The sequence below is a fragment of the Pseudomonas sp. RC4D1 genome, assembly GCF_018390395.1.
Lineage (GTDB): Bacteria > Pseudomonadota > Gammaproteobacteria > Pseudomonadales > Pseudomonadaceae > Aquipseudomonas > Aquipseudomonas danubii.
In genome coordinates this window covers 1,548,278-1,571,375 of record NZ_JAHBAW010000001.1, presented here as the reverse complement: position 1 = coordinate 1,571,375, position 23,098 = coordinate 1,548,278, and the positions used below count along the sequence as shown (strand labels likewise).

Annotated in this window: 24 protein-coding genes; 3 read left to right on the top strand and 21 right to left on the bottom strand. The window is 60.0% G+C overall.

Annotated features, from left to right (window positions below; all coding sequences use genetic code 11):
* Position 1: 1 nt before the first annotated feature.
* The 7 genes from KHO49_RS07095 to KHO49_RS07065 all read right to left on the bottom strand — a co-directional run bounded on the left by KHO49_RS07095 (position 2) and on the right by KHO49_RS07065 (position 4,322).
* On the bottom strand, positions 2-883 hold the full coding sequence (locus KHO49_RS07095; RefSeq protein ID WP_102861400.1) for a baseplate assembly protein: 882 nt from the start codon (positions 881-883) through the stop codon (positions 2-4).
* Complete coding sequence (locus KHO49_RS07090; RefSeq protein WP_102861399.1) at positions 880-1,206, bottom strand: GPW/gp25 family protein; 327 nt, start codon at positions 1,204-1,206, stop codon at positions 880-882. The genes KHO49_RS07095 and KHO49_RS07090 overlap by 4 nt, the downstream gene beginning before the upstream one ends.
* 4 nt (positions 1,207-1,210) lie before the next feature.
* Entirely contained in the window at positions 1,211-1,414 is a 204-nt protein-coding gene (locus tag KHO49_RS07085; protein ID WP_213664811.1) for a hypothetical protein, read from the bottom strand.
* A gap of 103 nt (positions 1,415-1,517) precedes the next feature.
* A complete protein-coding gene (locus KHO49_RS07080) occupies positions 1,518-2,108 on the bottom strand; it encodes a phage baseplate assembly protein V (protein WP_170001070.1) in 591 nt (196 codons plus the stop codon).
* On the bottom strand, positions 2,105-2,626 hold the full coding sequence (locus tag KHO49_RS07075) for a hypothetical protein (protein WP_170001071.1): 522 nt from the start codon (positions 2,624-2,626) through the stop codon (positions 2,105-2,107). Before KHO49_RS07075 ends, KHO49_RS07080 begins: the two co-directional genes overlap by 4 nt.
* A gap of 79 nt (positions 2,627-2,705) precedes the next feature.
* Entirely contained in the window at positions 2,706-3,056 is a 351-nt protein-coding gene (locus KHO49_RS07070; protein WP_102861395.1) for a phage holin family protein, read from the bottom strand.
* Positions 3,057-3,575: 519 nt separating this feature from the next.
* The gene (locus tag KHO49_RS07065) at positions 3,576-4,322 is read right to left on the bottom strand and encodes a LexA family transcriptional regulator (protein WP_213664810.1); all 747 of its coding nucleotides are present in this window, start codon (positions 4,320-4,322) and stop codon (positions 3,576-3,578) included.
* A 186-nt stretch (positions 4,323-4,508) separates the two neighbouring features.
* Between KHO49_RS07065 and mutS the strand changes: the two genes are divergently transcribed.
* Positions 4,509-7,088 carry a DNA mismatch repair protein MutS gene (gene mutS / locus KHO49_RS07060; RefSeq protein ID WP_102861393.1) on the top strand — a complete coding sequence of 860 codons (2,580 nt, stop codon included), beginning with the start codon at positions 4,509-4,511 and terminating at the stop codon, positions 7,086-7,088.
* Positions 7,089-7,230: 142 nt separating this feature from the next.
* Positions 7,231-7,554, top strand: coding sequence for a ferredoxin FdxA (fdxA, locus tag KHO49_RS07055; RefSeq protein WP_102861392.1), 324 nt, complete (start codon positions 7,231-7,233; stop codon positions 7,552-7,554).
* Positions 7,555-8,070: 516 nt separating this feature from the next.
* Here the strand turns inward: fdxA and rpoS are convergent.
* The 8 genes from rpoS to KHO49_RS07015 form a co-directional block, all read right to left on the bottom strand.
* Positions 8,071-9,078 carry an RNA polymerase sigma factor RpoS gene (gene rpoS, locus KHO49_RS07050; RefSeq protein ID WP_016964675.1) on the bottom strand — a complete coding sequence of 336 codons (1,008 nt, stop codon included), beginning with the start codon at positions 9,076-9,078 and terminating at the stop codon, positions 8,071-8,073.
* A gap of 106 nt (positions 9,079-9,184) precedes the next feature.
* Positions 9,185-10,045 (bottom strand): peptidoglycan DD-metalloendopeptidase family protein, encoded by an 861-nt coding sequence (locus KHO49_RS07045; protein ID WP_102878564.1) that lies wholly within the window; start codon positions 10,043-10,045, stop codon positions 9,185-9,187.
* Positions 10,046-10,257: 212 nt separating this feature from the next.
* On the bottom strand, positions 10,258-10,893 hold the full coding sequence (locus KHO49_RS07040) for a protein-L-isoaspartate(D-aspartate) O-methyltransferase (protein ID WP_170001073.1): 636 nt from the start codon (positions 10,891-10,893) through the stop codon (positions 10,258-10,260).
* A 41-nt stretch (positions 10,894-10,934) separates the two neighbouring features.
* A complete protein-coding gene (surE, locus tag KHO49_RS07035; protein ID WP_102861388.1) occupies positions 10,935-11,684 on the bottom strand; it encodes a 5'/3'-nucleotidase SurE in 750 nt (249 codons plus the stop codon).
* Entirely contained in the window at positions 11,672-12,730 is a 1,059-nt protein-coding gene (truD, locus tag KHO49_RS07030) for a tRNA pseudouridine(13) synthase TruD (protein WP_213664809.1), read from the bottom strand. Before truD ends, surE begins: the two co-directional genes overlap by 13 nt.
* The gene (gene ispF, locus KHO49_RS07025; RefSeq protein WP_102878561.1) at positions 12,727-13,200 is read right to left on the bottom strand and encodes a 2-C-methyl-D-erythritol 2,4-cyclodiphosphate synthase; all 474 of its coding nucleotides are present in this window, start codon (positions 13,198-13,200) and stop codon (positions 12,727-12,729) included. Before ispF ends, truD begins: the two co-directional genes overlap by 4 nt.
* A gap of 52 nt (positions 13,201-13,252) precedes the next feature.
* Entirely contained in the window at positions 13,253-14,098 is an 846-nt protein-coding gene (gene fghA / locus KHO49_RS07020; RefSeq protein WP_110596486.1) for an S-formylglutathione hydrolase, read from the bottom strand.
* A gap of 87 nt (positions 14,099-14,185) precedes the next feature.
* Positions 14,186-15,298: an S-(hydroxymethyl)glutathione dehydrogenase/class III alcohol dehydrogenase gene (locus tag KHO49_RS07015; protein ID WP_102861385.1), complete on the bottom strand. Its 1,113-nt coding sequence runs from the start codon at positions 15,296-15,298 to the stop codon at positions 14,186-14,188.
* 104 nt (positions 15,299-15,402) lie between these two features.
* Here KHO49_RS07015 and KHO49_RS07010 point away from each other — a divergent pair, with 104 nt between their 5' ends.
* Positions 15,403-16,302 carry a LysR substrate-binding domain-containing protein gene (locus tag KHO49_RS07010; protein WP_123393586.1) on the top strand — a complete coding sequence of 300 codons (900 nt, stop codon included), beginning with the start codon at positions 15,403-15,405 and terminating at the stop codon, positions 16,300-16,302.
* A gap of 117 nt (positions 16,303-16,419) precedes the next feature.
* Here the strand turns inward: KHO49_RS07010 and ispD are convergent, their stop codons facing one another.
* From ispD to tilS, 6 genes are all read right to left on the bottom strand, one after another.
* A complete protein-coding gene (gene ispD, locus KHO49_RS07005; RefSeq protein WP_102861383.1) occupies positions 16,420-17,127 on the bottom strand; it encodes a 2-C-methyl-D-erythritol 4-phosphate cytidylyltransferase in 708 nt (235 codons plus the stop codon).
* Positions 17,124-17,402, bottom strand: a complete 279-nt coding sequence (gene ftsB / locus KHO49_RS07000; RefSeq protein WP_102861382.1) for a cell division protein FtsB — start codon at positions 17,400-17,402, stop codon at positions 17,124-17,126. The genes ispD and ftsB overlap by 4 nt, the downstream gene beginning before the upstream one ends.
* Positions 17,403-17,575: 173 nt before the next feature.
* On the bottom strand, positions 17,576-18,865 hold the full coding sequence (gene eno, locus KHO49_RS06995) for a phosphopyruvate hydratase (RefSeq protein WP_102878558.1): 1,290 nt from the start codon (positions 18,863-18,865) through the stop codon (positions 17,576-17,578).
* Between the two features lie 157 nt (positions 18,866-19,022).
* Complete coding sequence (gene kdsA, locus KHO49_RS06990) at positions 19,023-19,868, bottom strand: 3-deoxy-8-phosphooctulonate synthase (RefSeq protein ID WP_213664808.1); 846 nt, start codon at positions 19,866-19,868, stop codon at positions 19,023-19,025.
* Positions 19,869-19,873: 5 nt separating this feature from the next.
* Positions 19,874-21,505, bottom strand: a complete 1,632-nt coding sequence (gene pyrG, locus KHO49_RS06985; protein ID WP_213664807.1) for a CTP synthase — start codon at positions 21,503-21,505, stop codon at positions 19,874-19,876.
* Between the two features lie 274 nt (positions 21,506-21,779).
* Positions 21,780-23,096 carry a tRNA lysidine(34) synthetase TilS gene (tilS, locus tag KHO49_RS06980; RefSeq protein WP_213664806.1) on the bottom strand — a complete coding sequence of 439 codons (1,317 nt, stop codon included), beginning with the start codon at positions 23,094-23,096 and terminating at the stop codon, positions 21,780-21,782.
* Between the last annotated feature and the right edge of the window lie 2 nt (positions 23,097-23,098).

Here is a 23,098-nt window from a genome sequence, read left to right as displayed (position 1 = left end):
CTCAGCTCCCCAGCGTGACGCTGTAACCGGTGCAATACGCCGCTTGAGCCTTGGTCGGGGTGATGTCTTGCCAACCCGCCAGATCGACCCGAGCCACGCCGGCCACATGCAACTGCGCATCAATGGCCGAACGGGCCACCTCGATGCCCAGGCGCCGGCGTGGGTTGACCCAGGCAGCCAGCTTGCGCTCGGCTTCTGCCAGGGCAGCATCACCTTCCGGGCCGGAGCCCTTCATGTGCAGCACCGCGTCGATGCGATACGGCAAGACCTGGGCACTCTGGACCGTGACCCGGTCGCCGAGCGGTCGCACGTCTTCATCGTTGAGGGCTGCGGCAACGGTCGCCAGCAAGTCAGGACTGGCCGCGCCATTTCCCTCCAGGCTCAGCACCGTGACCGTCACCCGGGCCGGTGCCGGGCTTTCGGCCTCGGCGTCTGCTACCAGCGCAGAAGCGTTACGGGCATGCAGGATGTAGCTGTTGCGCGGGCCGGCCGTGGTCAGTCCTTCATAGGCCAACTGCACGCGCTCGCGCAGAGCGTCGTCGGCTTCCTTGACCTCCTCCACCGGCGGCACTGCCTGCGGGTCACCCTGCAGGATCACCAGGCGCTGCAGTTTGACGTTGGCCGCCAGGTGATCCAGGTCCGTGCCCTTGGCATGGGCCAGCAGCAGCGCCTTGGCGGCATCGTTGACCCGGGCCCGCAATTGCATATCGCCGTAGGCCGATAGCTCCAGCAGTTTGCTCACCGGGTCGCTTTCCAGGTTGGCCGTCCAGTTATCGCCCATATGCCGGCGAAAGGTGGCCAGCTTGCCTTGGTACAAGGCCTCAAAATCCAGGGCCTCAAGCACCTGCGGCGCCGGCAGCGCCGACAAGTCCAACGTACTCATGCCGTCACCTCCAAAACCGCGCTATCACCCAGGTACTGGCCGGTCAGTTGAAAACTGATCTGACCACCCACCACCGCAACCACTCTTACCCGTTCCAGCTTCAGCCGGGGCTCCCAGCGCAACAGCGCTCGGGCCACTTCGGCCTGCACCGCACTTTTCCACCCGCCGGTTACCGGCAAGTCGACGTAGCGGCGCAGGTTGCTGCCGTACTCCGGGCGCATCCGCCGACTGCCCAGCGGCGTGGTCAGAATGTCCTCGATGGACTGCCGCACATGCTCGATGCCGGACAGCGACAGGCCGGTACGGCGATCCATTCCGATCATCGTGTCACTCCTGCGCTTGCAGATCCGGGTGGGCGTTCAGGTAGTCCAGGGCGACAAGGTCGCCGGCCTTTACCGACACCTGTCCGTGGGCAACCCGCAACTGGCGGCCATCCGGCAGGATCAAATTGCGCGAGGTGTAAAGGGTGTCGCGAAACACCACAGTGCCGGCGCCCACAGGGCGACCGGGAGTTTTCTTAGGGGTGGCCATAGGTATCTCCGGGTACAAAAAAACCGCTCGGGGCGGGTTGATGGGGTGTTCGGTGATAGATGAGACGTGAGCGCTGAGTCGTGAGGCCCACGACCCGCGTGGGTCACTGCGGCGTTGCAGTTGAACCGGGCCCCGGCATCACACCCAGATGGGTATGGGTCGAGCCGACGTTGACCCCGTTGTGCTTCAAGCTCCCGCCGTTGATGTGCACATCGCCATTCAAGGTGATCGCTCCGGTCAGGGTGATGCTGTCGGCCTTGCCGGTCAGGGCGCTGTCGGTCACCACCGCCGAGCTGCCGCCGACCTGAATGGTCACCGTGCCGCTGGGCAGGCTGATGCTGTAACTCTTGGCCTGCCAGTCATAGACCAGCGAGCCGCCATCCTCGAAACGCCAGACCTCGACGTGGTCACGGTTGTCCGGCTGGGGACCGGCGTTGCCATACAGGCCGGGAACGAAGGTGCCCTGGGCCGGCTCGCCGCTGGGGCTGATCAGCACGCCCTGCTCCCCCAGGCTCGGCGCCCGCCAGTGCCGGGCCTTGCCGGCGGCCTGGCTGTGCCAGCGCACCCAGGCGCTGGTCCAGCCGGCGCCATCGGATACCCGCACCAGGCCAGCAGCCAGATCCACGCCGACCACGCTGCAAGGCAGGATCAGGCCGGCAATCATGCGGTCGTGGGTTGCAGACACGTAACTCACGCCATGTGCTCCGGCGACTGGTAGCCGCCCTCATGACCGGAGCCAGTGTCGGGACTGAAACCCAACACCAGCGTGCCCGGTGGTTGATTCGGCCAGGGCCATTGCTCCTGACCCAGGTAGATAAGCTGCTGCCACTGCACGATCCACTCGGCCCGGTAAACCGACTCTGCAGCCGTACCAACAGGCTTGGCCCACACGGCCGTCGCGCCTTCGACAAAGTCCAGATCCCACTGCTGACAACGCAGCAGCTCGATTAACTGAGCCGCCAGAATGGCCGCCTGCAAAGGTGCCTGTGCAAGCTCGGGGTCAACCCGTACCCGGGCCTCCAAAGTGGCCCGCATGCAGCAGCGACCGTCACCCGGGTCGGCTGCCTGGTCCAGGCCGGTGACGGCAAAGTAGAGCGCCGGCTCAGTGGCGCCTTCAAACGCCTTGGGGAATGCCTCAACCGTCTGCAGATGGGGCATCGCCAGCTTGATCGTGGACGTGATGGCGTCTTTTAGCTGGGTCAGTTCGTTCATTGTCTAGTTCCAGAATTAGGTCGAGGCGGTCCAGCCTTCGGGCTCAAGTCCAGTGGACCTTTTGAAAGGCCGGAGCGGATCAACGCTGATCCGAGTTCGAGTCCCGTGAGGGCGGTTCGCAAACCCCGATGCGCTTGGCCGCCCAGCGCTCATAAAGGCCGATGGCGACGTCGGCGCCGGCCATGGCGGTCAGGCAGCCGAAGGCGCAGGCGGTCCAGATCGAGACGCCGGCGGCATACAGCAGCATGATTGCCGAGACTCCGCAGACCACGCAGGCTCCGGAGCGCAGCGCCAGGCGCCGCAGCAGCGACCAGCCACGAGCGCCCTCCTTGTCGGCGCGCCACATTTCGCCGGAAACGCCACCGACCAGCGCCAGGACGATGACCAGCCAGATCGGCATGTCCAGCAACGCTTGTTGCTCGTTTGTCATTCACGTCTCCCGTGCGGATTGAGGCCAGCGAGATGGCCAGTTGATAGAAGGCTGATAACGATGTTTCAAGGGGTCCCTGTCTGTTGGTGGCCCACGTTAGGCAGGCATTCCAAAAAGCCCGGTCGCCCGGGCTTTTCAGTAATGCAAACCTTGGTCTTTCGGCACGACTGGTGCGGTACGGACCCATTCAAATTGTTCCTCCGACCGCGACCCTGTCCGCCGGATAACTGCTTCTGGTGCTTTACGCTGCACACCCGGGTCAGTTGCCAACCCTCTGAACCGTCGAGGCCGGTTCATCGCTGCCTTTGCTTTGCCACTAAAGAGCGTCGTTGCAGCCGTTGTTGAACGGCTTGAGATGGATAATATGCATTCATGCATATGCAGTCAATGCGTAAACGCATTTATTTATGCATGCGAATTGCGCGAATGCATGAGAGCCGCATAGATGCAGGGCGGGGGGGATTTTTCGAGGGCGAAAAAAAGCCCGCTCAGTGGCGGGCTTTGTCTGACAGTGATGGCTTAGCGGGCGTACATGCCCCACCAGAAGACGTGACCGAGGATGCTGATCTGCTCCTCCTGGATTTCCTGGAAGCTGTAGTCCTCATCCGGATGCTCATCGCGGTTGAAGCTGCGCAGGCGAATCCCGGTGGGCAAGCGATACAGCTGCTTCACTCGCAGTTGGCCATTGTGGTTGATCGCATACAGGTCGCCATCGACGATATCGCCGATGGCACACTTGCCGGCATTGACCCCGACCGTGGCACCATCGCGCAGCACCGGCAACATACTGTTGCCCCGCACCGTGACGCATTTGGCCTGATCGAACTGTACGCCGTTGTGCCGCAGGCTGCGCTTGCCGAAGCGCAGGCTGGCGCGCTCGCTCTCCTCGATGACGAATCTTCCTGATCCAGCAGCCAATTCAACCTCACGCAGAAAAGGAACCGACACCTCGTCGTCATCGACAGGGGTATCGTCGTCCCACAGGCTTATGTCCTTGAGTTCCGAATGAATCTCGTCGCGGGGCGCAGCAATCCGGGCAGGCGCGATATCCACGCGCCCGCGCAATTGGTCGGTGCTCACCTGGAAGTATTCAGCGATCCGCGAGATGTGTTTATCCGAAGGATCGACGATCTTCCCGCTGAGAATCCGCGAGAGGGTGGATTGAGGCACACCAGTCCGACGGTGAAGCTCCGTGGGGGAGATTCCATCACGATCCAGCAGCTCTCTTAAGACGGTAGAAACATTGCGTATTTGCATAGAACGCATAGTGCTCGAACTTTTAGCCCATGACAAATGCTGTTTTGCATATTTGTGCTGCATTTACCGGACAAACGCAGTAGTGCCTTGGTGTCTGCGAGGCCAGGGCGCCCATGGTAACCTTGCCGCCATCTGCAAAAAGCCGGGCCCAGCGCTCCTTTGCTTCACCCATTCAACGAATCCGCCTAAATACCAATGAGTAAAAATACCTCCGATCTGTCCTCTCACACGCCGATGATGCAGCAGTACTGGCGCCTCAAGAACCAGCACCCTGATCAGTTGATGTTCTACCGCATGGGCGACTTCTACGAGATCTTCTATGAAGACGCGAAGAAGGCCGCCAAGCTGCTGGACATCACCCTGACGGCACGCGGACAGTCGGCGGGACAGGCAATTCCCATGTGTGGCATTCCCTACCACGCCGCCGAAGGTTACCTGGCCAAGCTGGTGAAACTCGGCGAGTCGGTGGTCATCTGCGAGCAAGTGGGTGATCCGGCCACCAGCAAAGGCCCCGTGGAACGTCAGGTGGTGCGCATCATTACCCCGGGCACCGTCAGCGACGAAGCCCTGCTGGACGAACGCCGCGACAACCTGATCGCGGCCGTGTTGGGCGATGAGCGCTTGTTCGGCCTGGCGGTGCTGGACATCACCAGCGGCAATTTCAGTGTCCTGGAAATCAAGGGTTGGGAGAACTTGCTGGCGGAGCTGGAACGCATCAATCCAGTGGAGCTGCTGATCCCTGATGACTGGCCACAAGGCCTGCCGGCGGAAAAGCGCCGGGGTGTTCGACGTCGCGCCCCCTGGGACTTCGAGCGCGACTCGGCCCACAAGAGCCTCTGCCAGCAATTCTCCACCCAAGACCTCAAGGGCTTTGGTTGCGAGACCCTGACCCTGGCCATCGGCGCCGCCGGATGCCTGTTGAGCTACGCCAAGGAAACCCAGCGCACCGCCCTGCCCCACTTGCGCAGCCTGCGGCACGAACGCCTGGACGACACGGTGGTGCTGGACGGTGCCAGTCGCCGCAACCTGGAGCTGGACACCAACCTGGCCGGGGGACGCGACAACACCCTGCAATCGGTAGTCGATCGCTGCCAGACCGCCATGGGCAGCCGCCTGCTGACCCGCTGGCTGAACCGCCCGCTACGGGATCTCAAGGTCTTGCAGGCGCGTCAGTCCTCGATCACCTGCCTGCTGGACGGCTACCGTTTCGAACGGCTGCAGCCGCAGTTGAAGGAAATCGGCGATATCGAGCGGATTCTCGCGCGAATCGGCTTGCGCAATGCCCGTCCTCGGGACCTGGCTCGCCTGCGTGATGCCCTGGCAGCGTTGCCAGAGCTGCAAGAGGCGATGACCGAACTGGAGGCAGAGCACCTCAAGCAACTGGCAGTCACCACCAGCACCTACCCGGAACTGGCCGCGCTGCTGGCCAAAGCGATCATCGACAACCCGCCGGCGGTGATCCGCGACGGCGGCGTGCTCAAGACCGGCTACGACGCCGAGCTCGACGAACTGCAATCCTTGAGCGAGAACGCCGGGCAATTCCTGATCGATCTGGAAGCCCGGGAAAAAGCCCGTACCGGTCTGGCCAACCTCAAAGTCGGCTATAACCGCATTCATGGCTACTTCATCGAGCTGCCGAGCAAACAGGCCGAGCAGGCACCTGCGGATTACATTCGTCGCCAGACCCTGAAGGGCGCCGAGCGCTTCATCACTCCGGAACTCAAGGAGTTTGAAGACAAGGCGCTGTCGGCCAAGAGCCGCGCCCTGGCCCGGGAAAAGATGCTCTACGATGCGCTGCTGGAAACCCTGATCAGCCATCTGCCGCCGCTGCAGGATACCGCCGGTGCCCTGGCGGAACTGGACGTGCTGAGCAATCTGGCCGAACGCGCGCTGAACCTGGACCTCAATTGCCCGCGTTTTGTCAGCGAGCCTTGCATGCGCATCACCCAGGGCCGTCACCCGGTGGTGGAGCAAGTATTGACCACACCTTTTGTGGCCAACGACCTGAATCTGGACGACAACACCCGGATGCTGGTGATCACCGGTCCTAACATGGGCGGTAAATCCACCTACATGCGCCAGACTGCGCTGATCGTACTGCTGGCCCATATCGGCAGTTTTGTCCCGGCGGCGAGCTGCGAGCTGTCCCTGGTGGATCGGATCTTTACTCGGATCGGCTCTAGCGACGACCTGGCCGGCGGTCGCTCGACCTTCATGGTAGAAATGAGTGAAACCGCGAACATCCTGCACAACGCCACTGAACGCAGCCTGGTGCTGATGGACGAAGTGGGCCGCGGCACCAGTACTTTCGACGGACTTTCCCTGGCCTGGGCTGCGGCAGAACGTCTCGCCCATCTGCGGGCCTACACCCTGTTCGCCACCCACTATTTTGAACTGACCGTACTGCCGGAAAGCGAGCCGCTGGTGGCCAACGTGCACCTCAATGCCACTGAACACAACGAGCGCATCGTCTTCCTGCACCATGTATTGCCCGGCCCTGCCAGCCAGAGCTATGGCCTGGCGGTAGCCCAGCTGGCGGGGGTTCCCAGCGCTGTCATCGGGCGAGCCCGTGAACATTTGAGCCGCCTGGAGACCACCAGCCTGCCCCATGAAACACCACGCCCCGCGCCAGGCAAAGCCTCGGTTCCGCAGCAAAGCGACCTGTTTGCCAGCCTGCCGCACCCTGTCCTCGAGGAACTGGCCAAACTGGATCTGGATGACCTGACGCCACGCCGGGCACTGGAAATGCTCTATACATTGAAGACACGCATCTAACGCGAACGCCTTCAAGCTGTTAGAATCTCGCGCGGTTTGGGATGCTGCGGACTATTAGCCTGGTTCGCAGACTATCGCTCCCAAACCTGGCGACCCCGTCATGTAGGGGCTCCGCTGCCGCCGCCTGAGGAGAGAATTAGAAATGACCTTCGTCGTCACCGACAACTGCATCAAGTGCAAGTACACCGACTGCGTAGAAGTCTGTCCGGTGGACTGCTTTTACGAAGGGCCGAACTTCCTGGTGATTCACCCGGATGAGTGCATTGACTGCGCGCTGTGCGAGCCTGAATGCCCGGCTGTAGCCATTTTCTCCGAGGATGAAGTCCCGGAGGAGATGCAGGAGTTCATTCAGCTGAACGTCGAGCTGGCAGAGATCTGGCCGAATATCACTGAAAAGAAAGAATCGTTGCCGGATGCCGCAGAGTGGGATGGCGTCAAAGGCAAGATCAAAGACCTCGAACGCTGATTGCCCCCGCGTTCCTGAAAAGGCCCCTTGCGGGCCTTTTTGCATTTCTGGGAATAGGGCTCTTGTCCTCGGGACTTTTCGACAGGCAAAAAAAGGGGCGGTATGACCCGCCCACATTTTTCCCTAGTCCCTGTGTTCCTTTTCATCGTCCTGATGAATCGCTTCCTGCGATGTCCTGACCATCGTCCTTGATGGCTGTGTCTATCCGTCGACACAGGGCTGATATTAGAGAATTCCCTGGTAAGAGCAATCGCACTATTCCCCGGAAAACTTGTCGAACACAAACAGAAAGACTTAAAAAATACTTATAAATCAACAATATAAAAAATCACTTAAACCATTTCAGGCAAGTCTGAAGCAATCGAGAACCGAACACTTACGGAAACGTAATCTATTGCTTACACGCCAGTGAAGAGTAATCCCAACCCTGACCAGAATCCCAGAACTCAGAGTCAAAATAATCACGCAATAAAAAGCCCCGAATAGATCGGGGCTCTTGCGAGTCAGTTCCAGAAGCTACTGAAATAGAGACTCACTGGACAACCCATTCTTCTCAAGGATCTCTCGCAGGCGCTTGAGGCCTTCAACCTGGATTTGTCGAACCCGCTCACGGGTCAGGCCAATCTCCAGGCCAACATCTTCAAGAGTGCTGCTCTCATGACCTCGCAGGCCAAAGCGGCGGACCACCACTTCACGCTGCTTTTCAGTCAATTCGGACAGCCATTGATCGATGCTTTGCGACAGATCATCGTCCTGTAACAGTTCACAAGGATCCGTTGGACGATCGTCAGTCAAGGTATCCAGCAGGGTTTTATCCGAATCCGGTCCCAGCGAGACATCAACCGAAGAAACCCGCTCATTCAGACCGAGCATGCGTTTGACTTCAGCCACCGGCTTCTCCAGCAGGTTGGCGATTTCTTCGGGAGAGGGTTCATGATCGAGTTTTTGCGTCAACTCACGGGCGGCGCGCAAGTAGACGTTAAGCTCTTTGACCACATGAATCGGCAACCGAATGGTCCGGGTTTGATTCATGATCGCCCGTTCGATGGTCTGGCGAATCCACCAGGTGGCGTAGGTCGAAAAGCGGAAGCCGCGTTCCGGGTCGAACTTCTCCACTGCTCGGATCAGGCCGAGGTTGCCCTCTTCGATCAGGTCCAGCAGCGACAATCCACGATTGACATAGCGCCGGGCAATTTTCACCACCAGTCGCAAGTTACTTTCAATCATGCGCTTGCGCCCGGCGGGGTCGCCACTCTGCGACAAACGCGCAAAGTGCACTTCCTCTTCGGGAGAGAGCAATGGAGAAAAGCCGATTTCATTGAGGTACAACTGCGTTGCATCGAGGGCACGCGTGTAATCAATGTACTTGTGTTGCTTAAGTGAAGCGGAGCTTTTGGATTTGGCGCGAACGGAAGGTGGAGTTGCCCCCTCATTATTCGACATCGAATCCATATCGATGCTGCTCTCCATAAGGAGAACTTCATCGTCGATGTCAAACTCCGGCACTTCTTTACTGAGAGCCATTGTTATAGTCCTTTGGTGAGTTCGACCTCAGGCTCAAGCGGCGCCTTAATCCTTGGCAACGCTGGAGCCTGTTCCCTCTACGTGAGCGGAACAGGCTGGTAACGGATCAACGACGTGGCAGGAATTGCAGCGGATCTACAGGTTTACCTTGTCGGCGAATCTCAAAGTGCAGTTTCACCCGGTCTGTACCAGTTGATCCCATCTCGGCAATTGTCTGTCCGACTTTGACCTGCTGTCCCTCCCGAACCAATAGCTTGCGGTTGTGGCCGTAAGCACTGACGTAGGTTTCGTTGTGTTTGATGATGACTAATTCGCCGTAGCCCCTTAAGCCACTCCCGGCGTAAACCACCGTCCCATCAGACGCAGCTAAAACAGGCTGTCCCAAATCCCCGGCGATATCAATGCCTTTATTCAAACTACCGTTTGAAGAGAATTTTCCAATCAGAACACCGTTGGAAGGCCAGCCCCAGCCCGTCGGAGCGGGGCCTGCAGGCGTAACCGGAGCGGGCGCCGGCTTGCTTGCAGTAGCTGTAGAAGTGCCCGTTGCGGTGGCTGTCGTTGCCCCCGCCGGACGACGAATAACCGTGGTCTTGCTGGAGGACGATGCACCAGACTGGGTGCTGGTAACCACAGTTGTCGGCGCAACACCCGTGCGACCATCAAAACGAATGGTTTGCCCCGGATGGATGGTATAGGGCTCGGCAATATTGTTACGAGCAGCCAACGCCTTGTAGTCCCAGCCGTAGCGAAACGCGATGGAGAACAGCGTATCCCCGCGACGTACTACATATTGTCCCGTGGTCACAGTTGGACGCTGAGGCGCCGCATTATTACTGCGTTCAACCACACCCACACTGCTGGACTTGGTGCTGGAACAACCGACCAACAAGGAACTCAAGACAAGGCCAATCATCAGTCGCTGAAAGCTTGTTATACCCATACGCTGCGCAATGACTGTGAGACTCACCCGCCGCTCCCTTTATGGTGGTTGACGATATTAATTGCCTGGCTCAGGCATGAAATGACGCAAGTATAACTGGAGGCAGGCGCTTTACGGCTGGCAAAGCGCAACACACAGTCACAAGAGGTTGCCATTGATCGCCGTCCCACTCATTGCCGATCAATACGGCACTAAGACACAACCGGGCAAACAGAATTCACCCAGGCGGCGATAAATGCTCAGGCCAGTGGCCCATTGAGCAACGGCACAAACCGCACCGCCCCCAGGACATGTCGGGCAAAGCCATGTTCTTCACGAATGATCAGCATCAACTGCTGTACTTCTCCGGCTCCCACTGGAATGACCAGGCGCCCACCAGGCGCCAGTTGATCAAGCAGTGCCTGAGGAATATCGGTAGCCACGGCGGTGACGATGATGCCGTTGTAAGGCGCCAACGCTGGCCAGCCCTCCCAACCATCGCCCCAGCGGAACACCACATTACGCAGGTTCAATTCCTGCAGACGCTCCTTGGCCCGATCCTGCAGGACCTTGATCCGCTCCACCGAAAACACCCGCTCAACCAACTGCGACAGTACTGCCGTCTGGTAGCCGGAACCGGTACCGATCTCCAGCACTTTGTCCAGCGGGCCTGCCGCCAACAGCAACTCGCTCATGCGAGCCACCATATAAGGCTGGGAGATCGTCTGGTTATGGCCGATGGGCAGCGCTGTGTCTTCATAGGCACGGTGCGCCAGAGCTTCATCAACGAACAGATGCCGTGGTGTACGACGAATGACTTCCAATACCTGGGGATTGGACAGGCCCTCATCGTAAAGCCGTTGGATCAGGCGCTCGCGGGTTCGCTGGGAAGTCATGCCTATTCCCCGTCGTAGCAAATCGTCCTGCTCACGAGCCATCAGCGCAGCCCCTCCAACCAACCATCCAGACTCCTGAACGCCTCATTGAAGGTGCGATCGAGCTGTAACGGCGTGATCGACACATAACCTTGCATGACAGCATGGAAGTCAGTACCCGGACCGCCATCTTCGGCGTCCCCTGCGGCGGCAATCCAGTAACCCGACTTGCCACGGGGATCGACGACCTTCATGGGCGCCGCTGCGCGCGCGCGATGGCCCAACCGGGTCAGCTGTATGCCACGGATATGATCAAGCGGGAGGTTGGGAATATTCACGTTCAACACCGTCCGTGGTGGCAAATCCAGCAAGCCCTGAGCCTGTACCAGCTTGCGCGCGAAATGGGCAGCAGTGGCGAGGTTTTCTACCTGCCTCGACACCAGCGAAAAGGCAATCGCCGGGCGCTGCAGGAAACGTCCTTCAAGCGCAGCGGCGACGGTTCCGGAATACAGCACGTCATCACCGAGGTTGGCCCCCAGGTTGATTCCCGACACCACCATGTCCGGCTCATGCTCCAACAGGCCGTTAAGCCCCAGGTGAACGCAGTCGGTCGGTGTGCCATTGATACTGATGAAACCATTGCCGAGGGTATGCGGATGCAACGGACGGTCGAGCGTCAGCGAACTGCTGGCGCCGCTTTTGTCTTGATCCGGTGCGATAACCACACACTCGGCGTAATCCGCCAACGCAGCATGCAGCGCGGCGATACCGGGTGCAGTTACCCCATCATCGTTAGAAATCAGAATACGCATGAGCTGTCCGTCTGCCCCACCGGCACCAGATCGACGAGTTCACGCACCAATGCGGTGGCGAAACACCCGGCCGGCAGGACGAATTCCAGTTGCAGAATGTCAGGCTCGGGATAATGCCACGTCAAACCGCCAATGGGCAGCCGCAGGATGCGTCGTTCGTGGCTCATGCCGGCTTTAATCAGCCAATCACAGAGTGCCGCCTCACGATCGGCAATCTGTTGCTCAAGCTCATGGGATACACCGCCCGCCGGAGAAACACCCTCCCCCCACAGCGGACCGGTGGGGTGCAGGTCGAGAATCGCCAGGCGTGGGTCCGAGCATTCATCAGGCCCGGCCATGAAAAAGCTGCGACTGTCGGTAAACGCCAGCAGGTCACCTATCTGCGCCTGCTGCCAACTACCGTTCGCCACCCGTGCTGCCAGCACCTGGTTGAACAAGTAGCTGCGGGCCGTAGACAACAACCGCGAACGCACATTGCGCTGCTCTGGCAGTGCCTGGCGCGCGGCCCAGCCGCGGGCATCCACTAGATTGCCGCCGTCGTGGCCAAAACGCTGGGCGCCGAAATAGTTGGGAATCCCAAACTGGGCGATCTGCTGCAAACGCTCATCAATGGCCGAATGGTCCGCCGTAAGCTCTGTCAGACGCAGGGTAAAACCGTTGGCCGCATGGGCTCCACGCTGTAGCTTGCGCTTGTGGCGGGTGGCCTTGAGGATTTTCAGGGTGTGGTTTTCCGCCGCGCCAAGATCCGGATCAGCCTTGCCCGGCAGTTGCACACTGAACCATTGGCGAGTCAGCGCCTGGCGATCCTTGAGCCCGGCGTAGCTCACGGTGCGCAACGACACTCCGGCGGCCTTGGCAATCCGCCGCGCGGCCTCTTCGGTATTCAAGCCACGCTTTTCCACCCACAGCCACAGGTGCTCGCCTTCACCGCTCAGCGGGATATCGAGCACTTCATCGACCTGGAAATCTTCGGCAGTGGCCTTGAGCACCGCGCTGCCCAGGGCATCGCCATAGGCCCGCGGGCCCAACAGTTGCAGTTCATTCATGGGCGCAGCAACAAGGCCACGGAGTGCACCGCGATACCTTCCTCGCGACCGACGAAACCGAGTTTTTCGGTAGTGGTGGCCTTCACGTTCACTTGATCCAGTTCGACTTGCAGGTCCTCGGCAATCAAGGCCCGCATGGTTTCAATATGAGGCGCCATTTTTGGGGCCTGGGCGACGATGGTGTTGTCGACGTTGCCGACCTTCCAGCCTTTGGCATGGATCAGCGCGACAACATGACGCAGCAGGACGCGGCTGTCGGCACCTTTGAACTGCGGATCGGTGTCCGGAAAATGCTTGCCAATATCCCCCAGCGCCGCGGCGCCCAGCAGGGCATCACTGAGTGCGTGCAACAACACATCACCGTCGGAGTGGGCGAGCAACCCAGAATGATGGGCGATACGCACACCGCCCAAAGTAATGAAGTCGCCCTCAGCGAAACGGTGCACATCGTAGCCGTGGCCAATACGCATAAAAAAACGCCCCGAAAAAGTCAGGGCGTGATTCTACCTGCTTTGGCGGGTATTAGGCGTTAAGAGCACGTGCATGGTGCTGCAAGTGATCGTCTATAAAGCTGGCGATAAAGAAGTAGCTGTGGTCATAACCGGGCTGCATGCGCAGCGTCAGCTCATGCCCGGCATTCTTTGCCGCTTGCTGCAGAACTTCAGGCTTGAGCTGGCCGGCGAGGAAATCGTCGCGATCCCCCTGATCCACTAGCAACGGCAGCTTCTGCGTGGCCTCGGCGATCAATACGCTGGCATCCCACTCGCGCCAGCGTGAGCGCTCTTCCCCCAGATAACGGGAAAACGCCTTCTGCCCCCAAGGACAATCCATGGGATTACTGATAGGAGCGAACGCCGAAACCGACTGATAGCGACCGGGATTACGCAACGCGCAGACCAACGCCCCGTGACCGCCCATGGAGTGGCCGCTGATCCCACGTTTCTGCGACGCGGGAAAGTGCGCCTCCACCAACTCCGGCAGCTCGTTCACCACATAGTCATGCATCCGATAATGCTGGGCCCAGGGCTCCTGTGTCGCGTTCAGATAGAACCCCGCGCCCAGGCCAAAGTCCCAAGCGCCCTCCGGGTCACCGGGCACGCCTGCGCCGCGAGGGCTGGTGTCCGGAGCGACGATGATCAGGCCCAGTTCCGCCGCCAGGCGCTGGGCGCCGGCCTTTTGCATGAAGTTCTCGTCGGTGCAGGTCAGGCCGGACAACCAGTAAAGCACCGGCAGCTTGCCCCCCTGCTCCGCCTGGGGCGGCAAGTACACGGCGAACACCATGTCACAGCCCAACACCTGGGAATGATGCTTATAGCGTTTGTGCCAGCCGCCGAAGCTCTTCTGGCAGGAAAGGTTTTCCAGACTCATGGCAGACCTCCAGCCACAAGCCGCAAGCTACGAGCCGCAAGTGGGAATCCCTTCTTGGTGCTTGTGGCTTGCCGCTTGCCGCTGCTCTTAGAAATGAATGACCGAACGAATGCTCTTGCCTTCGTGCATCAGGTCGAAAGCCTTGTTGATATCTTCCAGGCCCATGGTGTGAGTAATGAAGGTATCCAGCGGGATTTCGCCGGTCTGGGACATTTCCACGTAGCTTGGCAGCTCACTGCGACCACGCACGCCACCGAATGCCGAACCGCGCCAAACGCGGCCAGTCACCAGCTGGAAGGGACGGGTCGAAATTTCCTGGCCGGCACCGGCCACACCGATGATCACCGATTCGCCCCAGCCCTTGTGGCAGCATTCCAGGGCTGCGCGCATCAACTGTACGTTGCCGATGCATTCGAAGGAGAAATCCACGCCGCCGTCGGTCATGTCGACGATGACCTCCTGGATCGGACGGTCGAAATCCTTGGGGTTGACGCAGTCGGTGGCGCCCAATTGCTTGGCGATCTCGAACTTGGCCGGATTGATATCGATAGCAATAATGCGCCCGGCCTTGGCCTTGACCGCACCGATTACCGCCGACAGACCAATGCCGCCCAGGCCGAAGATGGCCACGGTGTCACCGGCCTTGACCTTGGCGGTGTTGATCACCGCGCCAATACCTGTGGTCACGCCGCAACCCAGCAGGCAGACCTTCTCCAGAGGCGCGTCCTTGGGAATCTTGGCCACGGAGATTTCCGGCAGCACGGTGTACTCGGAGAATGTCGAGGTACCCATGTAGTGGAAAATGGGCTGACCCTTGTAGGAAAAACGGGTAGTACCATCAGGCATCAGGCCTTTGCCCTGGGTAGCGCGAATGGCCTGACAGAGGTTGGTCTTGCCCGACAGACAGAATTTGCACTTGCCACATTCCGGGGTGTAGAGCGGGATCACATGATCGCCGACGGCCACCGAGGTCACGCCCTCGCCCACCGCTTCCACCACTGCACCACCTTCATGGCCGAGGATCGCCGGAAAGATACCTTCCGGATCAGCACCGGACAGGGTGTAGGCGTCGGTGTGGCAGACGCCGGAAGCGACAACCCGCAACAGCACTTCGCCGGCCTTGGGCATGGCAACATCCACTTCGACGATTTCCAGGGGCTTCTTGGCCTCGAAGGCTACGGCAGCACGTGACTTGATCATCCTGACTCTCCAGCGAATAAAAACGAGGCAGTGAGTGTAAAACAGCGCAAGGCGATGAATAATCCAGGCAAAAGCAAAACATTATTGCCATGCAGGGATAATCAATGAGCGAAAACCGTTGGGAAGGCATCGACGAATTTGTCGCGGTTGCCGAATGCAGCCAGTTCACTGCCGCTGCCGAACGCCTGGGGGTGTCCTCATCTCATATCAGCCGCCAGGTGGTGCGCCTGGAAGAGCGCTTGCAGACCCGCCTGCTGTATCGCAGTACCCGCCGCGTCACCCTGACCGAGGCCGGGCAGACCTTTCTCCAGCATTGCCAACGCTTGCAGGACGGACGCGAGGAAGCATTGCGAGCCGTGGGGGACCTGACCAGCGAGCCCAAGGGCATGCTGCGCATGACTTGCGCAGTGGCCTATGGCGAGCGTTTCATCGTGCCGCTGGTCACGCGTTTCATGGGCCTCTACCCGCAATTGCGGGTGGACATCGAATTGAGCAACCGTCCCCTGGACCTAGTGCACGAGGGGCTCGACCTGGCCATTCGCCTGGGACGCCTGCAGGACTCACGCCTGGTCGCCACTCGCCTGGCACCGCGCCGCATGTACCTATGTGCATCGCCGTCCTATCTGGAACGCTATGGCCGCCCTCACAGCCTTTCGGAATTGAGCCGGCACAACTGCCTGATCGGCAGCTCGGATATCTGGCAGTTGGAGGTCGACGGGCGCGAATTTTCGCAAAGGGTGCAGGGCAACTGGCGCTGCAACAGCGGACAGGCAGTGCTGGACGCGGCGTTACAAGGCGTCGGACTCTGCCAACTGCCGGACTACTACGTTCTGGAGCACCTGCAGGACGGTACGCTGGTTTCCTTGCTGGAAGCTCACCAGCCGCCCAACACCGCAGTCTGGGCGCTCTATCCACAGCAACGGCATCTGTCGCCGAAAGTGCGCAAGCTGGTGGATTATCTCAAGCAAGGTTTGGCCGAACGCCCGGAATACCGCGATGTGTAGCCGCTGCCGCAGGCTGCGACAAGGCCCGCAGGGCCTTCAGGGTTTTAAGAGCGGCGCCTCCTTCGGAGTCGTTCGCAGCCTGCGGCAGCGGCTACAAGGTTCAGCGCCCGCCCGCGATCAGCGCCGATTGGACCAACGCTGGCGCAGCCACTCAAGATCCTCGGGGCGAGTGACCTTGAGGTTGTCGGAACGGCCTTCGATCAGGCGTGGCGCCTGCCCGGCCCATTCCATTGCCGAAGCCTCATCGGTGATCGCCACATCGGCTACCAGGCTGTCGGCCAAGGCGCGGTGCAGCGCGCCAAGACGGAACATCTGCGGTGTGTAGGCTTGCCAGATCAGGCTGCGATCCACGGTTTCCAAAACCCTTCCGTGCTTGTCGATCCGCTTCAGGGTGTCCCGGGCCGGCACCGCCAGCAGCCCGCCCACCGGGTCGTGCGCCAATTCACTCAGCAGCTTGTCCAGGTCATCTCGGGAAAGATTGGGGCGTGCGGCATCGTGAACCAGAACCCAATCCTCATCGGCCGCGCCCTGAGCATGCAGATGAAGCAAGGCATTGAGTACCGACCCGGAACGCTCGGCGCCGCCTTCGACCCGCTGAATCCGCGAGTCATGGGCACAGGCCAGGGTTGGCCAGTAAGGATCGTCCAGCGCCAGGCTGACCACCAGCCCCTTGAGGCCAGGATGGTCGAGGAAACAGCCGAGGCTGTGTTCGAGAATTGTGCGTCCGCCCAGTTGCAGGTACTGCTTGGGACGATCCGCGGCCATGCGGGCACCGACGCCCGCGGCAGGAATCACGGCCCAGAAGGCCGGCAATCTATCGCTCATTGGGCCAACTGGTAGAGGGTTTCACCCTCCTTGACCATGCCCAACTCGTGGCGAGCCCGTTCTTCAACGGTCTCCATGCCTTTCTTCAGTTCCATGACTTCCGCATCGAGTACGCGATTTCGCTCCAGCAAACGCTCGTTTTCAGCGTGCTGGTCGGCAATCTGCTGAGTCAGGTCAGCTACCTGGGCCAAGCTGCCGCTCCCCACCCACAGGCGGTACTGCAAGCCAGCCAGCAGCAAGAGCAAGACCAGGAACAACCAATTGGGACTGCGCATCGAATATCGGGTATCCAGTGAAAAAAGACAGCCATGCCAACAACTTCGGACCTACTGATAGCACGAAGCCTGGAAGAACCAGGCTTCGTGCTCTTAAGGCATCAGATTAGTGGCAAAAAACTCGCTGTAGCGATTTTCCCGACACAATCCGGTGTCTTTTTACCATCTACGGCTTAGCCGCGAAACTCGCTGCGACCGTTGTACTTGGCCTTGCCGTTCAATTGCTCTTCGATACGCAGCAATTGGTTGTACTTGGATACGCGGTCGGAACGGCACAGGGAGCCGGTCTTGATCTGGCCAGCCGAGGTGCCCACAGCCAGGTCGGCGATGGTCGAGTCTTCGGTTTCGCCGGAACGGTGCGAAATCACGGCGGTGTAACCGGCAGCCTTGGCCATCTGAATGGCTTCCAGGGTTTCGGTCAGGGTGCCGATCTGGTTGAACTTGATCAGAATCGAGTTGGCGATCTTCTTGTCGATGCCTTCTTTCAGGATCTTGGTGTTGGTCACGAACAGGTCGTCACCGACCAGTTGCACCTTGTCGCCGATCTTGTCGGTGAGGATCTTCCAGCCAGCCCAGTCGGACTCGTCCAGGCCGTCTTCGATGGAGATGATCGGGTAGCGCTGAGTCAGGCCTTTGAGGTACTCGGCAAAACCTTCGGCGGTGAACACCTGGCCTTCGCCGGACAGGTTGTACTTACCGTCTTCGTAGAACTCGCTGGCGGCGCAGTCCAGAGCCAGGGTCACGTCGGTGCCCAGGGTGTAACCGGCATTGGCCACGGCCTCGGAGATGACTTTCAGCGCATCTTCGTTGGAAGCCAGGTTGGGCGCAAAACCACCTTCATCGCCCACAGCGGTGTTCAGGCCACGGGCCTTCAGCACGGCTTTGAGGTGATGGAAAATCTCGGTGCCCATGCGCAGACCTTCCGAGAAGGACTTGGCGCCAACCGGCTGCACCATGAACTCCTGGATGTCGACGTTGTTATCGGCGTGCTCGCCACCGTTGATGATGTTCATCATCGGTACCGGCATCGAGTAGACGCCCGGAGTGCCGTTGAGGTTGGCGATGTGAGCGTACAGCGGCAGGTCCTGGTCCTGGGCGGCAGCCTTGGCCGCGGCCAGGGACACGGCGAGGATGGCGTTGGCACCCAGGGTGGCCTTGTTCTCGGTACCGTCGAGCTTGATCATCGCCTGATCCAGCGCTTTCTGGTCGATCGGGTCTTTACCCAGCAACAGGTCGCGGATCGGACCGTTGATGTTGGCTACCGCCTTGAGCACGCCCTTGCCCAGGTAACGGCTCTTGTCGCCATCACGCAGCTCCAGCGCTTCGCGCGAGCCGGTGGAGGCACCGGACGGCGCGCAAGCACTGCCGATGATGCCGTTGTCGAGAAGCACGTCCGCTTCGACAGTGGGGTTGCCACGGGAGTCGAGAACTTCACGACCTTTGATGTCGACGATTTTTGCCATTGTTGTAAACACTCCAAAGTTGACGAAAACGCTGAGTACCGCTCGATTTATAACTTGTGGGTCAAATTGCATTCTTGTAGGAGCCGGCTGGCTGGCGAACGGGCCCGCGAGGACACCTTCGCCGGCCAGCCGGCTCCTACAGAGGAAGTCGCCGGTTTTACGCGGTTTCTACCGTGGGGAAACTCTTGACCAGCTCGTCCAGAGCCTTGAGCTGAGCCAGGAACGGCTCAAGCTTGTCCAGGCGCAAAGCACAAGGGCCGTCGCACTTGGCGTTGTCCGGATCCGGGTGGGCTTCCAGGAACAGGCCGGCCAGGGACTGGCTCATGCCGGCCTTGGCCAGATCGGTGACCTGAGCCCGGCGACCGCCAGCAGAGTCGGCACGACCGCCCGGCATCTGCAGGGCATGGGTCACGTCGAAGAACACCGGGTATTCGAACTGCTTCATGATGCCAAAGCCGAGCATGTCCACCACCAGGTTGTTGTAACCGAAGCTGGAGCCGCGCTCGCAGAGGATCAACTGATCATTACCCGCCTCTTCGCACTTGCTCAGGATGTGTTTCATTTCCTGAGGCGCGAGAAACTGGGCCTTCTTGATGTTGATCACCGCGCCGGTCTTGGCCATGGCCACCACCAGGTCGGTCTGCCGCGAGAGAAACGCCGGCAACTGGATGATGTCGCAGACTTCGGCGACCACGACGGCCTGGGCCGGCTCATGGACATCGGTGATGATCGGCACGCCGAAGGCCTGCTTCACGTCTTCGAAAATCCGCATGCCCTCTTCCAGGCCAGGACCACGATAAGAAGTCACCGACGAACGGTTGGCCTTGTCGAAGCTGGCCTTGAACACATAGGGAATACCGAGTTTCTCGGTAACCCGTACGTACTCTTCACAGACCTGCATCGCCATGTCGCGGCTTTCCAGCACATTCATGCCGCCGAACAGCACCATCGGCTTGTCGTTGGCGATCTCGATGTTGCCTACGCGGATGATCTTCTGCGCCATCAGGTTCAAGCCTTCTTCTGGTGTTGAGCCAATGCTGCTTTGACGAAACCGCTGAACAGTGGGTGACCGTCACGTGGCGTCGAGGTGAACTCAGGGTGGAACTGGCAAGCGACGAACCATGGATGATCCGCAGCTTCGACCACTTCAACCAGCGCGCCGTCGCCCGAGCGACCAGAGATTTTCAGGCCAGCCTCGATCAGCTGTGGCAGCAGCTTGTTGTTCACTTCGTAACGGTGACGGTGACGCTCGATGATCACGTCCTTGGCGTAGCAGTCGTGGACCTTGGAGCCCGCTTCCAGCAAGCATTCCTGGGCGCCCAGACGCATGGTGCCACCCAGATCGGACGCTTCGTTACGCACTTCGACAGCGCCCGTGGCGTCTTCCCACTCGGTGATCAGACCGACGACCGGGTGACCACTGATGCGATCGAATTCGGTGGAGTTGGCATCTTTCCAGCCCATGACGTTACGGGCGAACTCGATGACCGCCACTTGCATGCCCAGGCAGATACCCAGGTACGGCACCTTGTTCTCGCGAGCGTATTGCACTGCAGTGATCTTGCCTTCCACGCCACGCAGGCCGAAACCGCCCGGGACCAGGATCGCATCAACGCCTTCCAGCAGCGCGGTGCCTTGGTTCTCGATGTCTTCGGAATCGATATAGCGCAGGTTGACCTTGGTGCGGTTGGTGATGCCGGCGTGACTCATCGCTTCGATCAGCGACTTGTAGGCATCCAGCAGTTCCATGTACTTGCCGACCATGGCGATGGTGACTTCATGCTCAGGGTTGAGCTTGGCGTCTACCACCTTTTCCCACTCGGACAGATCGGCGCCGTTGCATTGCAGGCCGAAACGCTCGACGACGAAATCGTCCAGACCCTGGGCGTGCAGTACGGCCGGGATCTTGTAAATGGTGTCGACGTCTTCCAGGGAGATCACCGCACGCTCTTCAACGTTGGTGAACAGCGCGATCTTGCGACGCGAGGACACATCCACCGGATGGTCGGAGCGGCAGATCAGCACGTCAGGCTGCAGACCGATGGAGCGCAGTTCCTTCACCGAGTGTTGGGTCGGCTTGGTCTTGGTCTCGCCAGCGGTGGCGATGTACGGAACCAGGGTCAGGTGCATCAGCATCGCGCGCTTGGAGCCGACTTCGACCCGCAGTTGGCGGATGGCTTCGAGGAACGGTTGCGACTCGATGTCGCCCACAGTACCGCCGATTTCCACCAGGGCCACGTCGGCATCGCCGGCGCCCTTGATGATGCGACGCTTGATCTCGTCGGTGATATGCGGAATCACCTGGATAGTGGCGCCCAGGTAATCACCACGGCGCTCCTTGCGCAGTACGTGCTCGTAGACACGGCCAGTGGTGAAGTTGTTGTTCTGGGTCATGGTCGTGCGGATGAACCGCTCGTAGTGGCCCAGGTCCAGGTCGGTCTCGGCGCCGTCGTGGGTGACGAACACTTCACCGTGCTGGAACGGGCTCATGGTGCCCGGGTCGACGTTGATGTACGGGTCCAGCTTGAGCATGGTGACCTTAAGCCCCCGCGCCTCCAGGATGGCCGCCAATGAAGCCGAGGCAATGCCTTTCCCCAATGAAGAAACAACACCGCCCGTGACGAATATGTAGCGCGTCATGAAAAACCCTAGAAGTCTGCGTTAAAGCGGTCAGTGCCGCCGGGGAAAGCGAAGGAAGGCCGAAGCCCCCGATCACCTGCATTAATCACAGTGCACCTTTCAAAAAAACCGCCGCGTGGTGACAGACCGGATGCAAAAACACCGGTAGGTTGCTCGCTACACATTTTTTGGAATCGCCCAGCAAAGACTGCTTGGTAATCGGCAACTCCTGCAATTCAGGCGAATCCACAGAAGTTGTATCAAGAAGGGAGCGTAGTCTACCGGAAAGCCCCTTTCAGCTCAAACCTTGATCGCTGGTCAGTGGTCGCCAATGCAATTGCCAGCCAGCCTGGGGATTTGCCGCAAGCGCCGGCAGGTTTGCCACTGCCAGCAACCGCTCATCCTGGTACAGCAGCGGCAATCTGCCACGGACGAAGCTCGGTAGTCCGGCCTCGTTGAGCAGACGCTTCAGGTCACGATGACCACGTCCGGCCACCTGCATGACTTCCCCACCCTGCCGATAACGGATGTGCAACGGGCCCTGGGGCACCGAGCCGACGAAAAACACCTGGCCATTGTTCGGCAACTGCAACGGACTGCCCGGATCCTGCCATTCGATCCCGCTTTTCACCTGCGGCAACCAGGCACCAGACAGCCACCAGATTCGCCCTCCCGCGCGATGCACTTCGCCGTCGGCCAGACGCCATCGAGGATGCCCCTGCGCGCTGGCATCCCGCAGACTCTCCCAGCCGGCCCAATGATCGGTGTCCGGTAAACGGCCACGCTTGCTCAGCCAGTGACTCAAGACGTTGCGCTGCCGGGCCGGGGATAACGACTGCAAAGGGGCAAGGGTCAGTGACGGCAAGTCCAGCCAGGGAAAGTCGCTCTCCCCCTCGGCGGTCGCCAGATCCATCATCGCCAGTTCATCGAGCAGGCCCTGTGCTTCTCTCAGGTGGGCGGCGCTGCGACTTATGCTGGTCGCGGCCTGAGGCCAGCGAGCAATCAACGACGGCATCACCTGATGCCGCAGATAATTGCGCGAATATTGATGATCGGCATTTGAAGGGTCCTGGACCCAGCTCAGGCAATGCTCGGCGGCGTAACGTTCAAGTTCGGCACGGGACACGCCGAGCAAAGGCCGCAACAGGTGCCCTGCGCCCAAAGGTCGGCTTTCCGGCATTGCCGATAGCCCCCTGACGCCAGCACCGCGCAACAGTCGAAACAACAGGGTTTCGGCCTGATCATCACGATGCTGCGCTGTCAGCAGCAACTCATTGGCAGCGGTCAAGCGCTCGAATGCCCCATAACGCGCCTCCCGGGCAGCCCCTTCGAGACTGGAACCGGCCCGCACCTGGACATGAATCACCTGCAACGGCACACCCAGGGCAGCACAGATCGCCTGACAGTGGGCCGGCCAAGCATCCGCCGCCGCTTGCAGCCCGTGATGAACATGCACAGCCGTGAGCCGTGGAAGGCCATGTTGATGCGCCAGATCGACAAGGAGATGCAGCAGGACAGTGGAATCAAGTCCACCGGAGAAAGCGATGCGCCAATGAGCGGCTTCACGCCAGGGCGCCAGGCTTTTTAGGAGTTTGGCGGAGAGAGAGTTCATGA